This window comes from Pseudomonas sp. Irchel s3a10 (assembly GCF_900187525.1).
GTDB lineage: Bacteria > Pseudomonadota > Gammaproteobacteria > Pseudomonadales > Pseudomonadaceae > Aquipseudomonas > Aquipseudomonas koreensis_G.
In genome coordinates, this window is record NZ_FYDR01000002.1 from 754,210 (window position 1) to 774,233 (window position 20,024).

The 20,024-nt window shown below is 61.3% G+C and carries 18 protein-coding genes; 10 read left to right on the top strand and 8 right to left on the bottom strand.

The window, feature by feature from the left end; all coding sequences use genetic code 11:
- The first annotated feature begins 122 nt into the window (after nt 1-122).
- The gene (locus CKW11_RS09040) at nt 123-2,216 is read left to right on the top strand and encodes an LTA synthase family protein (RefSeq protein WP_095137243.1); all 2,094 of its coding nucleotides are present in this window, start codon (nt 123-125) and stop codon (nt 2,214-2,216) included.
- Between the two features lie 57 nt (nt 2,217-2,273).
- Here CKW11_RS09040 and CKW11_RS09045 read toward each other — a convergent pair whose 3' ends face one another.
- Complete coding sequence (locus tag CKW11_RS09045) at nt 2,274-2,432, bottom strand: DUF3309 family protein (RefSeq protein ID WP_169432680.1); 159 nt, start codon at nt 2,430-2,432, stop codon at nt 2,274-2,276.
- A gap of 323 nt (nt 2,433-2,755) precedes the next feature.
- Here CKW11_RS09045 and CKW11_RS09050 point away from each other — a divergent pair, with 323 nt between their 5' ends.
- The 3 genes from CKW11_RS09050 to csrA all read left to right on the top strand — a co-directional run bounded on the left by CKW11_RS09050 (nt 2,756) and on the right by csrA (nt 4,299).
- Nucleotides 2,756-3,571, top strand: coding sequence for an SDR family oxidoreductase (locus CKW11_RS09050; RefSeq protein ID WP_095137244.1), 816 nt, complete (start codon nt 2,756-2,758; stop codon nt 3,569-3,571).
- Between the two features lie 63 nt (nt 3,572-3,634).
- Nucleotides 3,635-3,967: a YnfA family protein gene (locus CKW11_RS09055; protein WP_003226957.1), complete on the top strand. Its 333-nt coding sequence runs from the start codon at nt 3,635-3,637 to the stop codon at nt 3,965-3,967.
- Between the two features lie 146 nt (nt 3,968-4,113).
- Complete coding sequence (gene csrA, locus CKW11_RS09060; protein ID WP_095137245.1) at nt 4,114-4,299, top strand: carbon storage regulator CsrA; 186 nt, start codon at nt 4,114-4,116, stop codon at nt 4,297-4,299.
- Here csrA and CKW11_RS09065 read toward each other — a convergent pair.
- From CKW11_RS09065 to mnmC, 5 genes are all read right to left on the bottom strand, one after another.
- Nucleotides 4,296-4,523: a YheU family protein gene (locus CKW11_RS09065; protein ID WP_003192759.1), complete on the bottom strand. Its 228-nt coding sequence runs from the start codon at nt 4,521-4,523 to the stop codon at nt 4,296-4,298. The two genes, csrA and CKW11_RS09065, sit on opposite strands and share 4 nt — an antisense overlap.
- Before the next feature lie 165 nt (nt 4,524-4,688).
- A complete protein-coding gene (locus tag CKW11_RS09070; RefSeq protein ID WP_027612398.1) occupies nt 4,689-5,879 on the bottom strand; it encodes an osmoprotectant NAGGN system M42 family peptidase in 1,191 nt (396 codons plus the stop codon).
- Between the two features lie 164 nt (nt 5,880-6,043).
- Nucleotides 6,044-7,792, bottom strand: coding sequence for an N-acetylglutaminylglutamine synthetase (gene ngg, locus CKW11_RS09075; RefSeq protein WP_095137246.1), 1,749 nt, complete (start codon nt 7,790-7,792; stop codon nt 6,044-6,046).
- 3 nt (nt 7,793-7,795) lie between these two features.
- A complete protein-coding gene (locus CKW11_RS09080; RefSeq protein WP_095137247.1) occupies nt 7,796-9,568 on the bottom strand; it encodes an N-acetylglutaminylglutamine amidotransferase in 1,773 nt (590 codons plus the stop codon).
- 150 nt (nt 9,569-9,718) lie between these two features.
- Nucleotides 9,719-11,698, bottom strand: a complete 1,980-nt coding sequence (gene mnmC, locus CKW11_RS09085; protein ID WP_095137248.1) for a bifunctional tRNA (5-methylaminomethyl-2-thiouridine)(34)-methyltransferase MnmD/FAD-dependent 5-carboxymethylaminomethyl-2-thiouridine(34) oxidoreductase MnmC — start codon at nt 11,696-11,698, stop codon at nt 9,719-9,721.
- A 341-nt stretch (nt 11,699-12,039) separates the two neighbouring features.
- Here mnmC and pap point away from each other — a divergent pair, with 341 nt between their 5' ends.
- The gene (gene pap, locus CKW11_RS09090) at nt 12,040-13,554 is read left to right on the top strand and encodes a polyphosphate:AMP phosphotransferase (protein ID WP_095137249.1); all 1,515 of its coding nucleotides are present in this window, start codon (nt 12,040-12,042) and stop codon (nt 13,552-13,554) included.
- A gap of 103 nt (nt 13,555-13,657) precedes the next feature.
- Entirely contained in the window at nt 13,658-14,842 is a 1,185-nt protein-coding gene (locus tag CKW11_RS09095; protein ID WP_095137250.1) for a thiolase family protein, read from the top strand.
- 109 nt (nt 14,843-14,951) lie between these two features.
- Here the strand turns inward: CKW11_RS09095 and CKW11_RS09100 are convergent, their stop codons facing one another.
- Nucleotides 14,952-15,146, bottom strand: coding sequence for a DUF6316 family protein (locus CKW11_RS09100; RefSeq protein WP_095137251.1), 195 nt, complete (start codon nt 15,144-15,146; stop codon nt 14,952-14,954).
- A 209-nt stretch (nt 15,147-15,355) separates the two neighbouring features.
- Between CKW11_RS09100 and CKW11_RS09105 the strand changes: the two genes are divergently transcribed.
- Nucleotides 15,356-16,315, top strand: a complete 960-nt coding sequence (locus CKW11_RS09105; RefSeq protein WP_095137252.1) for a DMT family transporter — start codon at nt 15,356-15,358, stop codon at nt 16,313-16,315.
- Nucleotides 16,316-16,428: 113 nt separating this feature from the next.
- Here the strand turns inward: CKW11_RS09105 and CKW11_RS09110 are convergent, their stop codons facing one another.
- Nucleotides 16,429-17,823, bottom strand: coding sequence for a class II fumarate hydratase (locus CKW11_RS09110; protein WP_095137253.1), 1,395 nt, complete (start codon nt 17,821-17,823; stop codon nt 16,429-16,431).
- Between the two features lie 193 nt (nt 17,824-18,016).
- On the opposite strand from CKW11_RS09110, the gene CKW11_RS09115 reads away from it, so the two are divergent.
- From CKW11_RS09115 to CKW11_RS09125, 3 genes are all read left to right on the top strand, one after another.
- On the top strand, nt 18,017-18,532 hold the full coding sequence (locus CKW11_RS09115) for a DUF2059 domain-containing protein (protein ID WP_047598727.1): 516 nt from the start codon (nt 18,017-18,019) through the stop codon (nt 18,530-18,532).
- 12 nt (nt 18,533-18,544) lie between these two features.
- Entirely contained in the window at nt 18,545-18,844 is a 300-nt protein-coding gene (locus CKW11_RS09120) for a BolA family transcriptional regulator (RefSeq protein WP_095137254.1), read from the top strand.
- A 238-nt stretch (nt 18,845-19,082) separates the two neighbouring features.
- Nucleotides 19,083-20,024 (top strand): rhodanese-related sulfurtransferase, encoded by a 942-nt coding sequence (locus CKW11_RS09125; RefSeq protein ID WP_007963600.1) that lies wholly within the window; start codon nt 19,083-19,085, stop codon nt 20,022-20,024.

Sequence of the window (20,024 nt, forward strand, 5' to 3'; positions counted from 1 at the left end):
AATGCTGCCGTTGATCGTGCAACATTTGCGCACCGCGCACGCCCCGGGGCCTGGAATGGCCAATAGAGGGCATGGCGCCGCTGTATTTTGCAACTTCAACTTCCAATGGGTCCTAAAACGACATGGCAAACCCGGACGCCCTGAATCAGCAGCGATCTTCCGCTCGCCTGCTGCAACCGACCGTCAAATCGCATCTGGCCTACACGCTGCTGTGTGCCCTGGTCATGATGGTGATGTTTTCCGTGCTGCGCCTCGCGCTGCTGGTCTACAACCGCGAGATGATCCTCGACACTCCCGCTTCGACCTTCCTCGAAGCCTTCGCCAATGGCTTGCGTTTCGACTTGCGCCTGGTGGTCTACATCTGCGTTCCGCTGGTGCTGGCGCTGTTCAGCGCTCGTGCAATGGCTGCGCGCGGTTTCTTCCGCTTTTGGCTGACCGTGACGTCGAGCATCGCGCTGTTCCTCGGCCTGATGGAAATGGACTTCTACCGCGAGTTCCACCAGCGCCTCAACGGCCTGGTCTTCCAGTATGTGAAGGAAGACCCGAAAACCGTGATGAGCATGCTCTGGTACGGTTTCCCGGTAGTGCGTTACCTGCTGGCGTGGGTCATCGGCACCGTGATCCTGACTCTGGCCTTCAAGGGCGCCGACCGTGCGACCCGTCCACGCGGCCCGTTCAGCGGCGGCAACGTCGGCACCCGTCAGGTGGCACCGTGGTACACCCGCCTGGCGGTGTTCGTGGTCTGCCTGCTGATCTGCGTGGTGGCGGCCCGTGGCACGCTGCGCCAAGGTCCACCGATGCGCTGGGGTGATGTCTACACCACCGATTCCAACTTCGCCAACCAGCTCGGCCTCAACGGCACGCTGTCGCTGATCGAGGCCGCCAAGTCCCGCATGGGCGAGGATCGCGATAACATCTGGAAAGCCACGCTGCCGCAGGAGCAAGCGCAGAAAGTCGTGCGTGACATGCTGCTGATGCCTGACGACAAACTGGTCGATGCCGATATTGCCGCCGTGCGCCGTGATTACATGCCACCGGCCGACAAGACCCTGCCGATCAAGAACGTCGTAGTGATCCTCATGGAAAGCATGGCCGGTCACTCGGTGGGCGCCTTGGGCGCGCCGGGCAATATCACGCCTTACCTGGACAAGCTGTCCAAGGAAGGCCTGCTGTTCGACCGTTTCTTCTCCAACGGTACGCACACCCATCAGGGCATGTTCGCGACCATGGCCTGCTTCCCGAACCTGCCTGGCTTCGAATACCTGATGCAGACTCCGGAAGGTAGCCACAAGCTGTCCGGCCTGCCGCAGGTGCTCAGCGCCCGTGACTATGACGACGTGTACGTCTACAACGGCGACTTCGCCTGGGACAACCAGTCGGGGTTCTTCAGCAACCAGGGTATGACCAACTTTGTGGGTCGTAACGACTTCGTCAACCCGGTGTTCTCCGATCCGACTTGGGGCGTGTCCGACCAGGACATGTTCAACCGTGGTCTGGAGGAGCTGAAGGCGCGGGAAAACGGCAAGCCGTTCTACGCGCTGCTGCAAACCCTGTCCAACCACACGCCGTATGCCTTGCCGACGCCATTGCCGGTCGAGCGCGTGACCGACCGCGGTTCGTTGAACGAGCATTTGACCGCCATGCGTTACTCCGACTGGGCTCTGGGCCAGTTCTTCGAGAAGGCGCGCAAAGAGCCGTACTTCAAGGAAACCCTGTTCGTGATCGTCGGTGACCACGGTTTCGGCAACGAGCGCCAGATCACCGAAATGGACCTGGGCCGCTTCAACGTGCCAATGCTGATGATCGCCCCGGGCATCCAGGAGAAGTTCGGTACCCGTGACCACACCGTGGGCACGCAGATCGACATCGTGCCGACCATCATGGGTCGTCTGGGTGGCGAAGTGCGTCACCAGTGCTGGGGTCGCGACCTGCTCAACCTGCCGGCCGGCGACACCGGTTTCGGTGTGATCAAGCCATCGGGCAGCGAGCAGACCACCGCCATCGTCACCGCCGACCAGATTCTGGTGCTGCCGAGAGAGAAGGAAATGGCGCCGAAGGTCTACCAGTACCAACTGGGCGCGAACCCTTCTGCCGAAGTCATTGCGGACGCACCGCGTACCGCGGAACTGAAACTCAAGCTTGAAGCGTTCCTGCAAACGGCGACCAAGAGCCTGATGGACAACACTGCCGGTGTCGTCAACGGCAAGCCGGACTGATAAAACCGCTGCATAAAAAAGAGGCCCCTGAGGGCCTCTTTTTTTTGTCTTGGGGTTTTATATCCTGCCGAGTAACAGCAAGACCAGCAGCACCACCAACACCACGCCAATAATGCCCGAAGGACCGTAACCCCAACTTCTGGAGTGCGGGAAGACCGGCAGACCACCGATCAGCAACAGGATCAGGATAATGATAAGAATTGTGCCCATGTCGATTTCCTTGTTTATAGCGTTCGAGAAGACTTGGTGTTCAAGGGCGACTGGAGGCTAACTAATTCCAGACGGCTTACAAATTCCGACCGGTGCGAATGAAAGAAAATTCAATGTTTTTTTAATGTATTTGGATTACTCGCTTATTTCCTTTAAAGCGCAAGATCAGAAGATCGCAGCCTTCGGCAGCTACTACAGAGAACTGATGTAGGAGCTGCCGAAGGCTGCGATCTTTTGATCCTGTATTCAGCAATCTGATGGAGCGTGGGTGGCCAGTATTCCTTCGCTACACTCCGCTCATCTCCTACAGAACAACAAGGCTGTCTGCTATGCAAAATCGCATGATGATCACGGGTGCGGGCTCAGGTTTAGGTCGCGAAATCGCGTTGCGCTGGGCGCGTGAAGGCTGGCAACTGGCCTTGTCCGACGTCAGCGAGCCGGGCCTGCAGGAAACCCTGAAACTGGTACGCGAAGCCGGCGGCGACGGTTTTATCCAGCGTTGCGATGTGCGTGATTACAGCCAGCTCACGGCGTTTGCCCAGGCCTGCGAGGAGAAGCTCGGCGGCATTGATGTCATCGTCAACAACGCTGGCGTGGCGTCGGGTGGCTTCTTCAGTGAGTTGTCGCTGGAGGACTGGGACTGGCAGATCGCGATCAATCTGATGGGTGTGGTCAAAGGCTGCAAGGCGTTCCTGCCGCTGCTGGAACAGAGTAAAGGCAAGATCATTAACATCGCCTCGATGGCCGCATTGATGCAGGGCCCGGCGATGAGCAACTACAACGTGGCCAAGGCCGGTGTGGTGGCGCTATCGGAAAGTTTGCTGATCGAACTGGCGCAGCAGGAAGTCAGCGTGCATGTGGTTTGTCCGTCGTTCTTCCAGACCAACTTGCTCGACTCGTTCCGCGGCCCGACCCCGGCGATGAAGGCGCAGGTCGGCAAGTTGCTGGAAAGTTCGCCGATCACAGCTGCCGACATTGCTGACTATATCTACCAGCAAGTGGCCGCCGGCGAGTTCATGATCCTGCCGCACGAGCAGGGGCGCATGGCCTGGGCGATCAAGCAGAAGAACCCCCAACTGCTCTACAACGAGATGACCACCATGGCCGATAAAATGCGCGCCAAGGCCAGACAAACCAACGGCTGAACTTGCCCCGAGGATGACGCGTGGTTAGGGTGGCCGCAATGGTCACCCTGTCGAGACGCATCAATGCTCAACTATCTGTGGTTCTTCCTCGCGGCGCTGTTTGAAATCGCCGGTTGTTTTGCCTTTTTCATGTGGTTGCGCCAGGGCAAAAGTGCCTTATGGGTGATCCCGGCGCTGCTCAGCCTGACCCTGTTCGCCCTGTTGCTGACCCGCGTCGAAGCGGCTTACGCCGGTCGTGCGTATGCCGCGTATGGCGGGATCTACATCGTCGCGTCGATCGGCTGGCTGGCGGTGGTCGAGCGGGTTCGCCCTTTGGGTTCGGACTGGATCGGCGTGGCGCTGTGCGTGATCGGTGCCAGCGTGATTCTGTTCGGTCCGCGCTTTTCGGCTGCGTGAGGCGAGGCTGTTCAGCGATTTGCAGGAAACGTCTGACGGGCGCAGCGCTTGCGGGTGTAGGGCAAGACTGAATTGCTCACCACGCATTGTCGAGCGGGCGTCCACCGCGCATCTTCAGGGCTGGCTAACCCTGAAGGATAAATTCCATGCTTGTACTCAGCCGTGTAGTGGGCGAGTTGATTTCCATCGGTGACGACATTTCCGTGCGCGTGTTATCAGTCAACGGCTCCAGTGTGCGCTTTGGTGTCGAGGCGCCGCAGCAGGTCAATGTGCACCGTTCTGAAGTCTACAAACGGATCCAGCGCAAACAGGTCACCGAGAAGGTTCGCTAGTCGAACAGGTGCTTGGGCACGTCGTGCTTGAGCATCAGTTGGCATTGTTCGCTTTCCGGATCGAAGACGATCAACGCCTGGCCTTTGGTCAGCGCCTGGCGTACGCGCAGCACGCGGGTTTCCAGCGGTGTGTCATCACCGTTATCGGTGCCGTCGCGGGTGACGAAGTCTTCGATCAGGCGGGTGAGAGTGTCGACTTCAAGAGCGTCGTAGGGAATCAGCATGGGCACCTCGGCTAAATCAATGGCGGGATGCTACGGCGATTGGTGGCTGGCTGCCAGTTTTGTGTGGGCAGTATCGGCCTCATCGCGAGCAGGCGCACTCCTACAGGGAAATGCATTTCAACTGTAGAAGTGAGCCTGCGATAGCCATAGTTCAGACAACAAGGATCAACTGTCGGAACGCTGCCCCACCAGACTGTCCACCGATGGCACCCGGGTATCGCTTTCCATCTGCGTCTCATGCTCGATCTGATGACTGAAGCGATCCAGCGAAGCATTGGCCGGCGCCGCATCACTGGCGAATACCGGCGGACTCAGAATGTACGCCCCGAGCAAACGACTGAGCGCCGCCAGGCTGTCGATGTGCGTACGTTCATAACCATGAGTGGCATCGCAGCCGAAGGCCAGCAGGGCCGTGCGGATGTCGTGCCCGGCGGTGACTGCCGAATGCGCGTCGCTGAAGTAATAGCGGAACAGGTCGCGACGCACCGGCAGTTCGTTTTCCCCGGCCAGGCGCAGCAAATGCCGCGACAGGTGATAGTCGTAAGGCCCGCCGGAATCCTGCATTGCCACACTCACCGCGTGTTCGCTGGAGTGCTGGCCCGGCGCGACCGGCGCGATGTCGATGCCGACAAACTCGCTGACATCCCACGGCAAGGCTGCCGCCGCGCCGCTGCCGGTTTCCTCGGTGATGGTGAACAGCGGGTGACAGTCGATCATCAATTCCTGACCGCTCTCGACGATGGCTTTGAGCGCAGCGAGCAACGCCGCAACCCCGGCCTTGTCATCGAGGTGACGGGCGCTGATGTGACCGCTGTCGGTGAACTCCGGCAGCGGATCAAATGCCACTACGTCGCCGACGCTGATGCCCAGCGAGTCGCAATCGGCCTTGGTCGCACAGTAGGCATCCAGACGCAGTTCGACGTGATCCCAACTGATCGGCATTTCGTCCACCGCGGTGTTGAACGCGTGTCCGGAGGCCATCAGCGGTAGCACACTGCCACGGATCACACCGTTGTCGGTGAACAGGCTGACCCGGCTGCCCTCGGCAAACCGGCTCGACCAGCAACCGACCGGGGCCAGGGTCAGACGGCCGTTGTCTTTCACCGCACGCACGGCGGCGCCGATGGTGTCGAGGTGCGCGGAGACAGCGCGGTCAGGGCTGTTTTTCTTGCCCTTGAGGGTGGCGCGAATGGTGCCGCGACGGGTCATCTCGAAAGGGATGCCGAGTTCTTCCAGACGCTCGGCGACGTAGCGCACGATGGTGTCGGTGAACCCGGTGGGGCTGGGAATGGCGAGCATTTCCAGCAGGACTTTTTGCAGGTAGTTCAGATCCGGTTCGGGGATTTGAGTGGTCATGGAAACTCCTGATGAGTTGAGGCGCATCGATGGTTTCGATGAGGGGAAGGATTTGTAGTGCCTGATCCGGCCCCTTCGCGAGCAAGCCCGCTCCCACATTTGGAATGCGTTGAACCTGTGGGAGCGGGCTTGCTCGCGAAGGCGTCAGTCCAGACGCCTCGGAGTCAAGAAACAGCCGGCTGACTGTGCGGAAACAACAAATCGACAAACCGCTCCGCCGTCGGCTGCGGCTCATGGTTGGCCAGACCGGCACGTTCATTGGCCTCGATAAACACGTACTCCGGCTGATCCGCCGCCGGCACCATCAGGTCGAGGCCGACCATCGGAATGTCCAGCGCCCGCGCCGCCCGTACCGCTGCATCGACCAGCGTCGGGTGCAGGATTGCGGTGACATCTTCCAGCGTGCCGCCGGTGTGCAGATTGGCCGTGCGGCGCACGAACAGATGTTCACCCGCCGGCAGGATGCTGCTGTAGTCATAACCGGCCGCGTGCAGGGTGCGTTGGGTTTCGTGATCCAGCGGGATCTTGCTCTCGCCACCGGTGGCGGCTTGCCGACGGCGACTCTGGGCCTCGATCAGCGCACCGATCGAATGATGCCCGTCACCGACCACTTCGGCAGGACGACGAATCGCTGCGGCCACTACTTCAAAACCGATCACCAGAATCCGCAGGTCAAGACCTTCGTGGAAGCTTTCCAGCAGCACGCGGCTGTCAAAACGCTTGGCAGCTTCGATGGCCTGCTGCACCTCTTCAATGCTCTGCAGATCCACCGCCACGCCTTGGCCTTGTTCACCGTCGAGCGGCTTGACCACCACACGCTGATGCTCGTCAAGAAACGCCAGGTTGTCGTCGGCATTGCCTGCCAGTTGCTGTGAAGGCAGCTTCAGGCCGGCGCCTTTCAACACTTTGTGAGTCAGGCTTTTGTCCTGACACAGACTCATGCTGATCGCGCTGGTCAGGTCGCTCAGCGATTCGCGGCAACGTACCCGACGCCCGCCATGGCTAAGGGTGAACAGCCCGGCTTCGGCATCATCCACTTGCACGTCGATGCCGCGCCGATGCGCTTCCTCGACGATGATCCGCGCGTAAGGGTTGAAGTTGGCCTCCGGCCCGGGCCCGAGGAACAGCGTCTGATTGATGCCGTTCTTGCGCTTGATGGCGAAGGTCGAGAGGTTGCGAAAACCGAGCTTGGCGTAAAGATTCTTGGCCTGACGGTTATCGTGCAGCACCGACAGATCCAGATAACTCAGGCCGCGACTCATGAAGTGCTCTATCAAATGCCGCACCAGCACTTCACCGACACCGGGCCGCGAGCACTGCGGATCCACCGCCAGGCACCACAGGCTGCTGCCGTGCTCCGGATCGTTGAAGGCTTTCTGGTGATTGAGGCCCATGACGCTACCGATCACCGCGCCGCTGTCTTCATCTTCGGCGAGCCAGTACACCGGCCCGCCCTGATGATGCGGGGTCAGTCGCGTGGCATCGATCGGCAACATGCCGCGCGCCTGATACAGCAGATTGATTGCCTGCCAGTCCGCTTCGCTCTGCGCGCGGCGAATACGGAAACCACGAAACACGCGGGTGGCCTGGCGGTAATCGCTGAACCACAGGCGCAGAGTATCGGATGGATCGAGAAACAGTTGCGTCGGTTCCAGACCGAGAATCTGCTGCGGCGCGGCGACGTACAGTGCGATATCGCGCTCGCCGGGCTGCTCGTTGAGCAGTTCCTGGGCCAGCGTCGCCGGGTCAGGGAAGGTGTGGCCGATCAGCAGCCGCCCCCAACCGCAATGCACGGCGATGGGGTCGGCGCCGAGTTCGCTGCCGTCTTCGGCCAGACGCGCCTGCAAGCGTTCATACGACGGTGTCTGACCGCGTAACAGGCGCTGATTGATCGCTGTGGCGTGAGGTTTCATCAATCAGATTCCTTGTTCACTGAGCCACAGGTTCAAGGCCGCCAGTTGCCACAGTTTCGAGCCGCGCAATGGCGTCAGTTGGCCTTGCGGATCAGTCAGCAATTTGTCGAGCATGGCCGGGTTGAACAGGCCACGATCCTGGCTCGGATCCAGCAGCAGTTCACGCACCCAGTTCAGGGTGTCGCCTTGCAAGTGCTTGAGGCCCGGCACCGGGAAATAGCCTTTCTTGCGGTCGATCACTTCGCTTGGAATCACCAGACGTGCAGCTTCTTTGAGTACCTGTTTGCCGCCGTCCGGCAGCTTGAACTGGCCGGGAATCCGCGCCGACAATTCAACCAGTCGATAATCGAGAAACGGTGTGCGCGCCTCCAGGCCCCAGGCCATGGTCATGTTGTCGACGCGTTTGACCGGGTCGTCCACCAGCATCACCGTGCTGTCCAGACGCAGGGCCTTATCGACTGCGGCATCGGCACCAGGCTGGGCAAAATGCTCTTTCACGAAGTCGCCAGCGGCGTCATTCGCGGTCAACCATTTCGGTTGCACGGTGGCCGCGTAGTCCTCGTAGCTGCGGTCGAAGAACGCCGCGCGATAGGCTGCGTATGGATCGGCCGCGCCATCGACTTGCGGGTACCAGTGATAACCGGCGAACAGCTCGTCGGCACCCTGGCCGCTTTGCACCACTTTGCAATGCTTGGCCACTTCGCGCGACAACAGGTAGAAGGCGATGCAGTCGTGGCTGACCATCGGCTCGCTCATCGCACGGAACGCAGCGGGCAGTTGCTCGATGATCTCTTTTTCGTCGATGCGCAATTGATGATGCTGCGTGCCGTAGTGTTTGGCGATCAGATCGGAATACTGGAATTCATCGCCGCGTTCGCCACCGGCATCCTGGAAACCGATGGAAAAGGTCGACAGGTTCTCAACGCCGACTTCACGCAGCAAGCCAACCAACATGCTCGAATCGACACCGCCGGAAAGCAGCACGCCGACATCCACCGCTGCGCGTTGACGGATTGCCACGGCCTCGCGGGTGCTGTCGAGCACGCGGTCGCGCCAGTCTTCGAGGGTCAGGTTTTTCTCGTCATCGTGTGGGCCGTAGGGCAGGGTCCACCAGGTTTTCTGCTCGGTGCGGCCATCGGCTTCGACGCGCATCCAGGTCGCTGGCGGCAGCTTTTCAATGCCCGCGAGCAAAGTGCGCGGAGCAGGTACCACCGCATGGAAATTCAGATAGTGATTGAGCGCCACCGGATCGAGGATCGGGTTGATGTCGCCGCCCTTGAGCAGCGCCGGCAGGGCCGAAGCAAAGCGCAAACGCTGACCGGTACGCGACAGGTACAAAGGCTTCACGCCGAGACGGTCGCGGGCAATGAACAGGCGCTGGGCATCGCGCTCCCAGATGGCAAACGCGAACATGCCGTTGAGTTTCGGCAGCAGCGCTTCGCCCCAGGCGTGGTAGCCCTTGAGCAGCACTTCGGTGTCGCCACCGGAATAGAAGGCGTAGCCGAGTGCTTCGAGTTCGGCGCGCAGTTCCGGGAAGTTGTAGATCGCGCCGTTGAAGGCCAGGGACAAGCCGAGTTGGCTGTCGATCATCGGCTGCGCCGAGCCATCCGACAGGTCCATGATTTTCAGGCGGCGATGGCCCAGGGCAATCGGCCCTTGGGCATGGAAGCCCCACGCGTCGGGGCCGCGAGGGGCCAGGTGATGGGTGATTCGCTCTACCGCTGCAAGGTCTGCAGGTTGATGATCAAAACGTAACTCGCCAGCTAATCCGCACATAAAGTCCTTACCGGTTTTTCCGTTGGGGAGGGGTGATTCCGAGGTCGGCCAAAATGGCCGGTACTCAGAAACTGACCCGCTGCAGATGTGGGAGTTTTAGAACGATGAGTTATAAGAGGGTGCGACTGACCAGCGGCCAGTCGCGATTTTTCATTTGCCGCGAATCAACGTGCGTAAGGCGAAACGGTTGGGATGGCAGGCCTCGGCGACGCTTCGGGGCAGCGGCAGCGGCTCGTTGTCCAGCCATGCCGCGAGCAGTTCGCCCGACAGCGGCGCGGTGATCAGCCCGCGTGAACCGTGGCCGCTGTTGACGTACAGGCCATCGAGCCAAGGGCAGGCGATGTCCGGCACTTGTCGTGCATCCTTGCTCAACGCCGCATAGGCCTGAGCGAAGGCTTCGCGGTGAGCGAGGGGGCCGACGATCGGCAGATAGTCGGGACTGGTGCAGCGGAATGCGGCGCGTCCTTCCAGGGTTTCCGGCGGCAGCTCATTGATGTGCAGACGCGCCACCAGATCGCTGGAGATTTCTTCGAGCATCGCCAGATTGCCCAGATGTTCGGCGGTGGTCGGCGTCAGGTCATCGCTGTTGAAGTCGAAACTCGCGCCCAGCGTGTGTTCGCCCAGACGTGCCGGGGCGACATAACCTTCGGCGCAGACCACGGTGCGCAGCGCCTGGCTCTCGGCGGTTTGTGGCAGGCGCGTGATCTGCCCGCGAATGCGCTTGAGCGGCAGCTCGGCACTTTGCGCAAAACGTTTGATCTCCGCCGCGCCGGCCAATATCACCACCGGCGCGCTGGCGAGCACGCGCTCGCCGTCGAGGGCTTGCCACTGAGCCTCGACCTTGCGCAGTTCCAGCACTTCGTGATGCTTGAGCAGTTCGATGTTCGCTTGCGCGGCTTGCGCCTGGCACAGCGCCGGCGGATGCACCCAGCCCCCTTCGGGGTAGAACAAGCCGCCGTGCGCCACAGCAATCCCGGCTTGAATTTCGGCTTGCGGCTGATCAAGCCAGTGCACCAGATCTTCCGGGAATGCCGCGGCCAGTTGCGCCTGACGCTCGGCTTCCTTGGCGTTGAACGCCAGTTGCAGCACACCGCAATCATCCCAGTCGGTGCCGCGTTGCAGGGTTTCCAGCAGGCGGCGGGTGTAGCCGAAGCCGCTGACGATCAGTTGCGACAACGCGGTGCCGTGGGCCGACAACTTCAGGTACAGCACGCCCTGCGGATTGCCCGACGCCTCCTGCGCCACCGCCTCGTGACGCTCCAGCAGACTGACTTGCCAACCGCGCGCGGCGAGGCTGGCAGCGGTCGCACAGCCGGCCAGCCCGGCGCCGATCACCAGCGCGCGCCGCTTACCAGTCAGCGGGGCAGGGCGGGCGAACCACGGTTTGTCCGGCAGCGGTGGCGCAACGTCCTGCGGCCAGCCGAGAAACTCGCCGCGCAGGATCTCCCATTTGTGACCGATGCCCGGCGTGCGCTTCATCTTGAACCCGGCGGCGTTGAGCAGACGCCGCACCCAACCGGTACTGGTGAAGGTGCTGATGGTCGAGCCGGGCGCGGCCAGTCGAGCCAGTTCGACGAACAGTTCAGCGGTCCACATGTCGGGGTTTTTCGCCGGGGCGAAACCGTCGAGAAACCATGCATCAATCTGCGCATCGAGTTGCGGCAGTTGCTCCAGCGCATCGCCGATCAACAGCGTCAGCGTCACCCGGCCATTGCCGAGAACGATCCGCTGAAAGCCCTGATGGATCGCCACGTAATGGGTCAGCAACTGATCGGCCAGCGGCTTGAGCTGCGGCCACAAGGCCAGTGCCCGTTGCAGATCCGCCGGGCTCAGCGGGTATTTTTCGACGCTGACGAAATGCAGCCGCGCCCCGGCCACCGCATGCTGTTCGAACAGCTGCCAGGCGCTGAGAAAATTCAGCCCGGTGCCGAAGCCGGTTTCGCCGATCACCAGCCGCCCGTGCGCCGGCAGCGCGGCAAAACGCTCGGCCAGACGGTTCTGTTCGAGGAACACGTAACGGGTTTCATCCAGCCCCGACTGGTCGGAAAAATACACATCATCGAACACCCGCGAGCGCGGGCGTCCCTGGTCATCCCAGTCGAGTTGGGCGTGGGGCAATACAGGTTTCATGGCAGGCTCGGCAGCGACAAGGCGGCCATTCTAGCTGATCGGCAGGAGGGTGCTTGATCCATGGCAAGGCCTGGCTGTGCAGCCTCGAAGACAATCAATGATTTGGGCGCGGATCAGAGCAACCTGTGGCGAGGGGATTTATCCCCGATCGGCTGCGTAGCAGTCGCAATCCCGCTACCAGCGTGCATCTGGCGTTGAATGGCTTTGGGGCCGCTGCGCTGCCCATCGGGGATAAATCCCCTCACCACAGAGTTTTTCTTGAAGCCAAAAGGAGCGGAATTTCTCCGCCGCGCCCATGCCCAATCCGCTAGTCTTGCTGAATCCTGGAAGGAGCCGTCCCCATGTTTGAATCCGCCGAAATCGGCCATGCCATCGACAAAGAGACTTACGACGCGGCTGTGCCTTCATTGCGTGAAGCACTGCTGGAAGCGCAGTTCGAGTTGCAGCAGCAGAAGCGTTTTCCGGTGATCATTCTGATCAATGGCATCGAAGGCGCGGGCAAGGGCGAGACCGTCAAGTTGCTCAACGAGTGGATGGACCCGCGCCTGATCGAGGTGCGCACCTTCGATCAGCAGACCGATGAAGAGCTGGCGCATCCACCGGCCTGGCGTTACTGGCGGATGCTCCCGGCCAAGGGACGGATGGGAGTTTTCTTTGGCAACTGGTACAGCCAGATGCTTCAAGGGCGGGTCCACGGTCTGTTCAAGGATCCACGCCTGGATCAGGCGATCAACGGCGCCGAGCGTCTGGAAAAGATGCTCTGCGATGAAGGCGCGCTGATCTTCAAGTTCTGGTTTCACCTGTCCAAGAAGCAGATGAAGGCCCGCCTCAAGGCGCTGGCCGATGACCCTTTGCACAGCTGGCGCATCAGCCCGCTGGACTGGCAGCAATCGCAGACCTACGACAAGTTCGTCAAATACGGCGAGCGCGTGTTGCGCCGCACCAGCCGCGACTACGCGCCGTGGCATGTCATCGAAGGCATGGACGCCAATTACCGCAGTCTGGCGGTCGGCAAGATCCTGCTCGAAGGCCTGCAGAATGCGCTCAAGCGCCCCGAGGTGCATGCCGAAGAGGTCAACGCGGCGCCGTTGGGCACGGCGGTCGATCAACTCAACCTGCTCGACAGTCTCGACCTGAACCAGCGGCTGGAAAAGAAAGACTACGAAGAACAACTGATCACCGAGCAGGCACGGTTGTCCGGGCTGATGCGCGATAAACGCATGCGCCGCCACGCCTTGGTGGCGGTGTTCGAAGGCAACGATGCGGCGGGCAAGGGCGGGGCGATCCGCCGGGTGGCGGCGGCGCTCGATCCGCGTCAGTACAGCATCGTGCCGATTGCCGCGCCGACCGAAGAGGAGCGCGCGCAGCCGTATCTGTGGCGCTTCTGGCGGCACCTGCCGGCGCGGGGCAAGTTCACCGTGTTTGATCGCTCCTGGTATGGCCGGGTGCTGGTGGAGCGGGTCGAAGGCTTTTGCAGCCCGGCCGACTGGTTGCGCGCCTACAGCGAGATCAATGATTTCGAAGAGCAGATCGCCGACGCCGGAGTCATCGTCGTCAAGTTCTGGCTGGCGATCGACAAGGACACGCAGATGGAGCGCTTCCAGGCCCGCGAGCAGATTCCGTTCAAGCGCTTCAAGATCACCGAGGACGACTGGCGCAACCGCGACAAGTGGGACGCCTACCGCGCTGCCGTGGGCGATATGGTTGACCGCACCAGCACCGAGATTTCGCCGTGGACGCTGGTCGAGGCCAATGACAAGCGCTGGGCGCGGGTCAAGGTGCTGCGCACGATCAATCGAGCCCTCGAAGAGGCGTTCGCGAAGTCCGACAAGCGCGCGAAAAAACACAAGGACTGAGCCGATGGACCCGCATACGCGGGGTGAATGATTGTCGCGGTCGGCGGCAGGGTGGACTTATGCTCGGTCCACTCTCCTCCGACAACAACAATTGAGGTATGCCATGCGTGAAGTGGTGATCGTCGACAGCGTGCGGACCGGCCTGGCCAAGTCCTTTCGCGGCAAGTTCAATCAGACCCGTCCCGACGACATGGCGGCCCATTGCGTCAACGCGCTGCTGTCGCGCAACGACATCGACCCGGCCAGCGTCGAGGACTGCATTGTCGGCGCCGGCTCCAACGAGGGCGCGCAGGGTTACAACATCGGCCGCAACGTGGCGGTGCTCTCGCACCTGGGCACGAATGTGGCCGGCATGACCCTCAACCGTTTCTGCTCGTCGGGGTTGCAGGCGATTGCGATTGCCGCCAACCAGATCGCCTCCGGTTGCAGCGACATCATTGTTGCCGGTGGCGTCGAGTCGATCAGCCTGACCCTGAAAAGCGTCAACACCGATCACCTGATCAACCCGCTGCTCAAGCAGCAGGTGCCGGGCATCTACTACACCATGGGCCAGACCGCCGAAGTGGTTGCGCGGCGGTATGCCGTCAGCCGCGAGGCGCAGGATCGTTACGCGCTGCAAAGCCAGTTGCGCACTGCTCAGGCGCAGGCGGCCGGTCTGTTCAATGACGAAATCGTGCCGATGGCGGTCAAGTACCGGGTCGAGGACAAAAACAGCGGTGAGGTGCAGATCCTCGACGGCATCGTTGATCACGACGACTGCAATCGCCCTGATACCACTTACGAAAGCCTCGCCGGACTGAAACCGGTATTTGCCGAGGACGGTTCGGTGACGGCCGGCAACTCGTCGCAGCTGTCCGACGGCGCGTCGATGACCCTGGTGATGAGCCTGGAAAAAGCCCTGCAACTTGGGCTCAAGCCGAAGGCGTTTTTCCGTGGTTTCACCGTCGCCGGTTGCGAGCCGGACGAGATGGGCATCGGCCCGGTGTTCTCGGTGCCGAAACTGCTCAAGGCCAAAGGCTTGCAGGTGGCGGACATTGATCTGTGGGAGCTCAACGAGGCGTTTGCTTCGCAATGCCTGTATGCCCGGGATCGATTGGAGATCGACAACGAAAAATACAACGTCAACGGCGGCTCGATTTCCATCGGCCACCCGTTCGGCATGACCGGGTCGCGGCAGGTCGGGCATCTGGTGCGTGAGTTGCAGCGACGTAACCTGCGTTACGGCATTGTGACCATGTGCGTGGGGGGCGGGATGGGGGCGACGGGGTTGTTTGAGGCGGTGCGCTGACCCTGCAAGGTGGGGTGGTTGATCTACCGCTTTCGCGAGCAAGCTCGCTCCCACAGGTGACCGCGTTCTCCTGTGGGAGCGAGCTTGCTCGCGAAGGGATCGACCGGATTTACCGTTTGGAATCCAGAAGCTGCATCCGCGCGATATACGCCTGAATCTCCCGCTCTGCCTTCTCGGCGCTGTCGAACGGCCCCTCAAGGGTGTTCTCCCGCGTGCTGAAAAACAGTTCGCCATTGACCCGACACACTCGGTCACTGCGAAAGTGCGTGGCGGGGGCGCTGTCATCGGCGCGCATTCCGTACATGATCGGGCTCCTTGATTAATCCGTTGCAGGGATCCAATCAGCTTATGCCTTAAGCACTTGGCGCGCCTCGTCAGCCGATCAACGGCAAAGCGTCAATTTAATGCTGCGACCTGCACAGTTTCATTCGCGGCCTGGCCGTAACTGTCCCTGTGTTGCGTCTGACGGCGGGCCTAGAATGACCGCTCTTGTCAGCAGGCATTGGGGTTCGCATGCACATTTCATCCGGTCGCTGGGTTTACGGTCTGTTCCTGGCGCTGCTGACGGCGTTTTTGTGGGGCATTTTGCCGATCAAGCTGAAACAGGTATTGCAGGTGATGGATCCGATCACTGTGACCTGGTTTCGCCTGTTGGTGTCCGGCGGCTGTCTGTTCATCTACCTGGCGGCCACCCGACGCCTGCCGAGCCGCAAGGTGCTCGGCCCCCGGGGCGGCTGGCTGGTGCTGATGGCGGTGCTCGGGCTGGTGGGCAACTACGTGTTGTACCTGATGGGCCTCAATCTGCTCAGCCCCGGCACCGCGCAACTGGTGGTGCAAATGGGGCCGATCATGCTGCTGATTGCCAGCCTGTTTGTGTTCAAGGAGCGCTTCAGCATCGGTCAGGGCATTGGCCTGGCGGTGCTGCTGATCGGCTTTGTGCTGTTCTTCAATCAGCGTCTGGCTGAACTGCTCACCTCATTGTCGGATTACACCGCCGGGGTGTTGCTGGTGCTGTTGGCCTCGACGGTCTGGACCTTCTACGCATTGGGGCAGAAGCAATTGCTCACGGTGTGGAATTCGTTGCAGGTGATGATGGTGATCTACCTGTTCTGCGCGCTGTTGCTGACGCCGTGGGTGCATCCGCTTGAGGCACTGGAACTGAGCCCATTGCAGGGCTGGTTGTTGCTGGCGTGCTGCATGAACACGCTGATTGCCTACGGTGCATTTGCCGAAGCGCTGGCGCATTGGGAAGCGTCACGGGTCAGTGCGACGCTGGCGATCACGCCGTTGGTGACCTTCGGCGCGGTGGCGATTGCCGCCGGGGTGTGGCCAGAATATGTGCATGCCGAGCAGATCAACGGGCTGGGTTATGGCGGGGCGGTGCTGGTGGTGCTGGGGTCGGCTCTGGTGGCGTTGGGGCCGTCGTTGATTGCCGGGCTGAAGGCGCGGCGGATGCGGATTGCAGCCAGTTAGACCGCGTTATCGTTCTTCGCGAGCAAGCCCGCTCCCACATTGGTACGGCGTACACCGATCCAAATGTGGGAGCGAGCTTGCTCGCGAAGGCGGCCTGTCAGGTGCTACAAATCTCAACCCTTGGCGCCAGCCTCGATCATGTTTTCCGGCCGCACCCACGCATCGAACTCTTCACTGGTCAGATACCCCAGCTGCAGCGCCGCCTCGCGCAAGGTCAGACCCTCGCCGTAAGCCTTCTTGGCGATTTCCGCCGACTTGTCGTAACCGATGTGCGGGTTCAGCGCTGTCACCAGCATCAGCCCACGTTCCAGGTGCTGGGCCATGACCTGCGCGTCCGGCTCAAGACCGGCGATGCAGTGCTGCTGGAAGTTGCTGCAACCATCGGTAAGCAAGCGGATCGATTGCAGCAGGTTGTGGATGATCACCGGTTTGTACACGTTCAGTTGCAGGTGTCCCTGACTCGCCGCGATGCCGATGGTGACGTCGTTGCCCAGCACCTGGCACGCCAGCATCGACAGCGCTTCGCACTGAGTCGGGTTGACCTTGCCGGGCATGATCGAACTGCCGGGTTCATTGGCCGGCAATTTGACTTCGGCAAAGCCTGCGCGAGGGCCGGAGCCGAGCAGGCGCAGGTCGTTGGCGATTTTCATCAGCGCCACGGCGAGGGTCTTCAGGGCGCCGGACAGGCTGGCTAGCGGCTCGTGCCCGGCCAGTGCGGCAAACTTGTTCGGCGCGGTGACGAAGGGCAGGCCGGACAGGGCGGCGAGTTCAGCAGCAATCGCTTCGCCAAAGCCGTGCGGCGAATTCAGGCCGGTGCCGACCGCGGTGCCGCCCTGCGCCAGCTCACACACCGCCGGCAGCGCGGCGCGGATCGCTCGCTCGGCGTAATCCAGCTGCGCTATGAAGCCCGATAGCTCCTGACCGAAGGTGATCGGCGTCGCGTCCATCATGTGCGTGCGACCGGTCTTCACCAGTTTCATGTGGCGCGCGGCCAATTCGGCCAGGCCACCGGACAGCTCGGCGATCGCCGGCAGCAATTGCTCCTGCACGGCTTTGGCAGTGGCGATGCTCATGGCGGTAGGGAAGCAGTCGTTGGAGCTTTGCGAGCGGTTGACGTGATCGTTGGGGTGCACCGGCGTCTTGCCGCCGCGCGGGTTGCCGGCCAGTTCGTTGGCGCGACCGGCGATCACTTCGTTGACGTTCATGTTGCTCTGGGTACCGCTGCCGGTCTGCCAGACCACCAGCGGAAACTGGTCGTCGTGCTGGCCGTCGAGGACTTCGTCGGCGGCCTGTTCGATCAGGCGGGCGATGTCGGCGGGCAGGTCGCCGTTGCGGTCGTTGACCCGGGCGGCGGCTTTCTTGATCAGGGCCAGGGCGTGCAGTACCGGCAGCGGCATGCGTTCCTGACCAATGGCGAAGTTGATCAGCGAGCGTTGCGTCTGAGCACCCCAGTAGGCGTCGTCCGGGACTTCGATCTGGCCCAGGCTGTCGGTTTCGATACGGCTCATCGTGCACACTCCTGTTGGTTCGTTTGCGCAGTTTAGGCCCGGTCAGGCCCAGGTGGTTCCCTCGAACCGATTGTTGACCGGTAAAACCCGGCCAATCAAGCACGGCAAGGGCCGGGGGTTGAGCCATAAGGTTTTTTAGGCGCAGAATGGTCGCCCTTGGGGTTTGACCTCGCCTAGCTGAAAAGGAAACTCGATGACTCGTCTTCGTGCCATCTGCACCGCGGTTGCACTGGTTTGCGCCAGCGGCCAGGTGCTTGCCGATACCGCCAGCCACAACGCCAGTGCTGAAGCTTTCCTGACCCTGGCGCACGCTGACAAGCTGGGCACTCCGGTGTACATGCAAGTGCAGCAAATGTTCGCTCAGCGCTTTGAACAGACCAAAGCCCCGGAATCCAAGAAAGCCGTACTGGAAACCTACCAGGCCAAGGCCAACGCCGCCCTGGACCAGGCCATCGGCTGGAACAAGCTCAAGCCTGACATGGTCAAGCTCTACACCAGCAACTTCAGCGAATCGGAGCTGAAAGATCTGGTCGCGTTCTACCAGTCGCCACTGGGCAAGAAAGTCCTGGAAAAAATGCCGCAGCTGACCCAGCAATCGGCCCAGATGACCCAAGGCAAGCTGGAAAGCGCCGTGCCTGTCGTCAACAAGCTGCTCGACGACATGACCAAAGAGCTGACCCCGGCAGCCCCTGCGGCCAAGAAGAAGTAAGCGGAGTTCGTGATGACCATGCAACAACGCATCGAATCGACGCTGGGCCTGCTGCAGCCTGAGCATCTGCAAGTGCTGGACGAAAGCCACATGCACAGTCGCGGGTTACAGACCCACTTCAAGGCAGTGGTGGTCAGCGCGCAGTTCGATGGCCTGAACCGGGTCAAGCGCCACCAGAAAGTCTACGGCACGCTCGGCGAGCTGATGGGCGAGTTCCATGCGTTGGCGCTGCACACCTACACCCCGCAGGAATGGGCAGAAGTCGGCGCCGCCCCGGCGTCGCCGACCTGTGCCGGCGGTAGCAAACACTGAGGATTGCGAGGGCTGTTGTGGCGAGGGAGCTTGCTCCCGCTGGAGTGCGCAGCACTCCCAAAATGCGAGTTTTGCGACTGCTTCGCAGCCGAGCGGGAGCAAGCTCCCTCGCCACAGAGCTTTGACAGATCCTAAATCCACCGTGTTTTTGCTAGAATCCGCAACGCGCCGCTTACCCGGCGCGTTTTTTTTGAATCCGGTTCACCCTTTGCGAGGGTAGCCACCTGGAGAAATACCCATGACACAACCGATTGTCGTGGCGGCACTGTATAAGTTCGTCACCCTCGAAGATTACGTCAACCTGCGCGAGCCCCTGCTGCAAGCGATGGTCGACAACGGCATCAAAGGCACCTTGCTGATCGCCGAAGAAGGCATCAATGGCACCGTGTCCGGCAGCCGCGAAGGCATCGATGGCCTGCTCGCCTGGCTGAAGAACGACCCGCGCATGATCGACATCGACCACAAAGAGTCGTACTGCGACGAGCAGCCGTTCTACCGCACCAAGGTCAAGCTGAAGAAAGAGATCGTCACCCTCGGCGTAGAAGGCGTGGACCCGAACAAAAAGGTCGGCACCTATGTCGAACCGCAGGACTGGAACGCGCTGATCAGCGATCCGGAAGTGCTGCTGATCGACACCCGCAACGACTACGAAGTGGCGATCGGCACCTTCGAAGGCGCCATCGATCCGAAAACCACCAGTTTTCGCGAATTCCCCGACTACATCAAAGAACACTTCGACCCGGCCGTACACAAGAAGGTCGCGATGTTCTGCACCGGCGGTATTCGCTGCGAGAAAGCCTCCAGCTACATGCTGGGTGAGGGTTTCGAAGAGGTTTACCACCTCAAGGGCGGCATCCTGAAGTACCTCGAAGAAGTGCCGCAGGAAGAAACCAAGTGGCAGGGCGACTGCTTCGTGTTCGACAACCGCGTGACCGTGCGTCACGACCTCAGCGAAGGCGACTACGATCAATGTCATGCCTGCCGCACACCGGTCAGCGTTGAAGATCGCGCCTCCGAGCACTACGTGGCCGGCATCAGCTGCCCGCATTGCTGGGACAAGCTGAGCGAGAAAACCCGCCGCAGCGCCATCGATCGGCAGAAGCAGATCGAACTGGCCAAGGCGCGCAACATGCCGCACCCGATCGGCTACAACTATAAACAAGCGTCCACCGAGGCCTGA

What these genes read in the sequence shown, in the direction of transcription:
- CKW11_RS09040 (WP_095137243.1), top strand. Translation starts at nt 123, where the DNA reads ATGGCAAACCCGGACGCCCTGAATCAGCAGCGATCTTCCGCTCGCCTG.
- CKW11_RS09050 (WP_095137244.1), top strand. Translation starts at nt 2,756, where the DNA reads ATGCAAAATCGCATGATGATCACGGGTGCGGGCTCAGGTTTAGGTCGC.
- CKW11_RS09055 (WP_003226957.1), top strand. Translation starts at nt 3,635, where the DNA reads ATGCTCAACTATCTGTGGTTCTTCCTCGCGGCGCTGTTTGAAATCGCC.
- csrA (WP_095137245.1), top strand. Translation starts at nt 4,114, where the DNA reads ATGCTTGTACTCAGCCGTGTAGTGGGCGAGTTGATTTCCATCGGTGAC.
- CKW11_RS09065 (WP_003192759.1), bottom strand. Translation starts at nt 4,523, where the DNA reads ATGCTGATTCCCTACGACGCTCTTGAAGTCGACACTCTCACCCGCCTG.
- CKW11_RS09070 (WP_027612398.1), bottom strand. Translation starts at nt 5,879, where the DNA reads ATGACCACTCAAATCCCCGAACCGGATCTGAACTACCTGCAAAAAGTC.
- ngg (WP_095137246.1), bottom strand. Translation starts at nt 7,792, where the DNA reads ATGAAACCTCACGCCACAGCGATCAATCAGCGCCTGTTACGCGGTCAG.
- CKW11_RS09080 (WP_095137247.1), bottom strand. Translation starts at nt 9,568, where the DNA reads ATGTGCGGATTAGCTGGCGAGTTACGTTTTGATCATCAACCTGCAGAC.
- mnmC (WP_095137248.1), bottom strand. Translation starts at nt 11,698, where the DNA reads ATGAAACCTGTATTGCCCCACGCCCAACTCGACTGGGATGACCAGGGA.
- pap (WP_095137249.1), top strand. Translation starts at nt 12,040, where the DNA reads ATGTTTGAATCCGCCGAAATCGGCCATGCCATCGACAAAGAGACTTAC.
- CKW11_RS09095 (WP_095137250.1), top strand. Translation starts at nt 13,658, where the DNA reads ATGCGTGAAGTGGTGATCGTCGACAGCGTGCGGACCGGCCTGGCCAAG.
- CKW11_RS09100 (WP_095137251.1), bottom strand. Translation starts at nt 15,146, where the DNA reads ATGTACGGAATGCGCGCCGATGACAGCGCCCCCGCCACGCACTTTCGC.
- CKW11_RS09105 (WP_095137252.1), top strand. Translation starts at nt 15,356, where the DNA reads ATGCACATTTCATCCGGTCGCTGGGTTTACGGTCTGTTCCTGGCGCTG.
- CKW11_RS09110 (WP_095137253.1), bottom strand. Translation starts at nt 17,823, where the DNA reads ATGAGCCGTATCGAAACCGACAGCCTGGGCCAGATCGAAGTCCCGGAC.
- CKW11_RS09115 (WP_047598727.1), top strand. Translation starts at nt 18,017, where the DNA reads ATGACTCGTCTTCGTGCCATCTGCACCGCGGTTGCACTGGTTTGCGCC.
- CKW11_RS09120 (WP_095137254.1), top strand. Translation starts at nt 18,545, where the DNA reads ATGACCATGCAACAACGCATCGAATCGACGCTGGGCCTGCTGCAGCCT.
- CKW11_RS09125 (WP_007963600.1), top strand. Translation starts at nt 19,083, where the DNA reads ATGACACAACCGATTGTCGTGGCGGCACTGTATAAGTTCGTCACCCTC.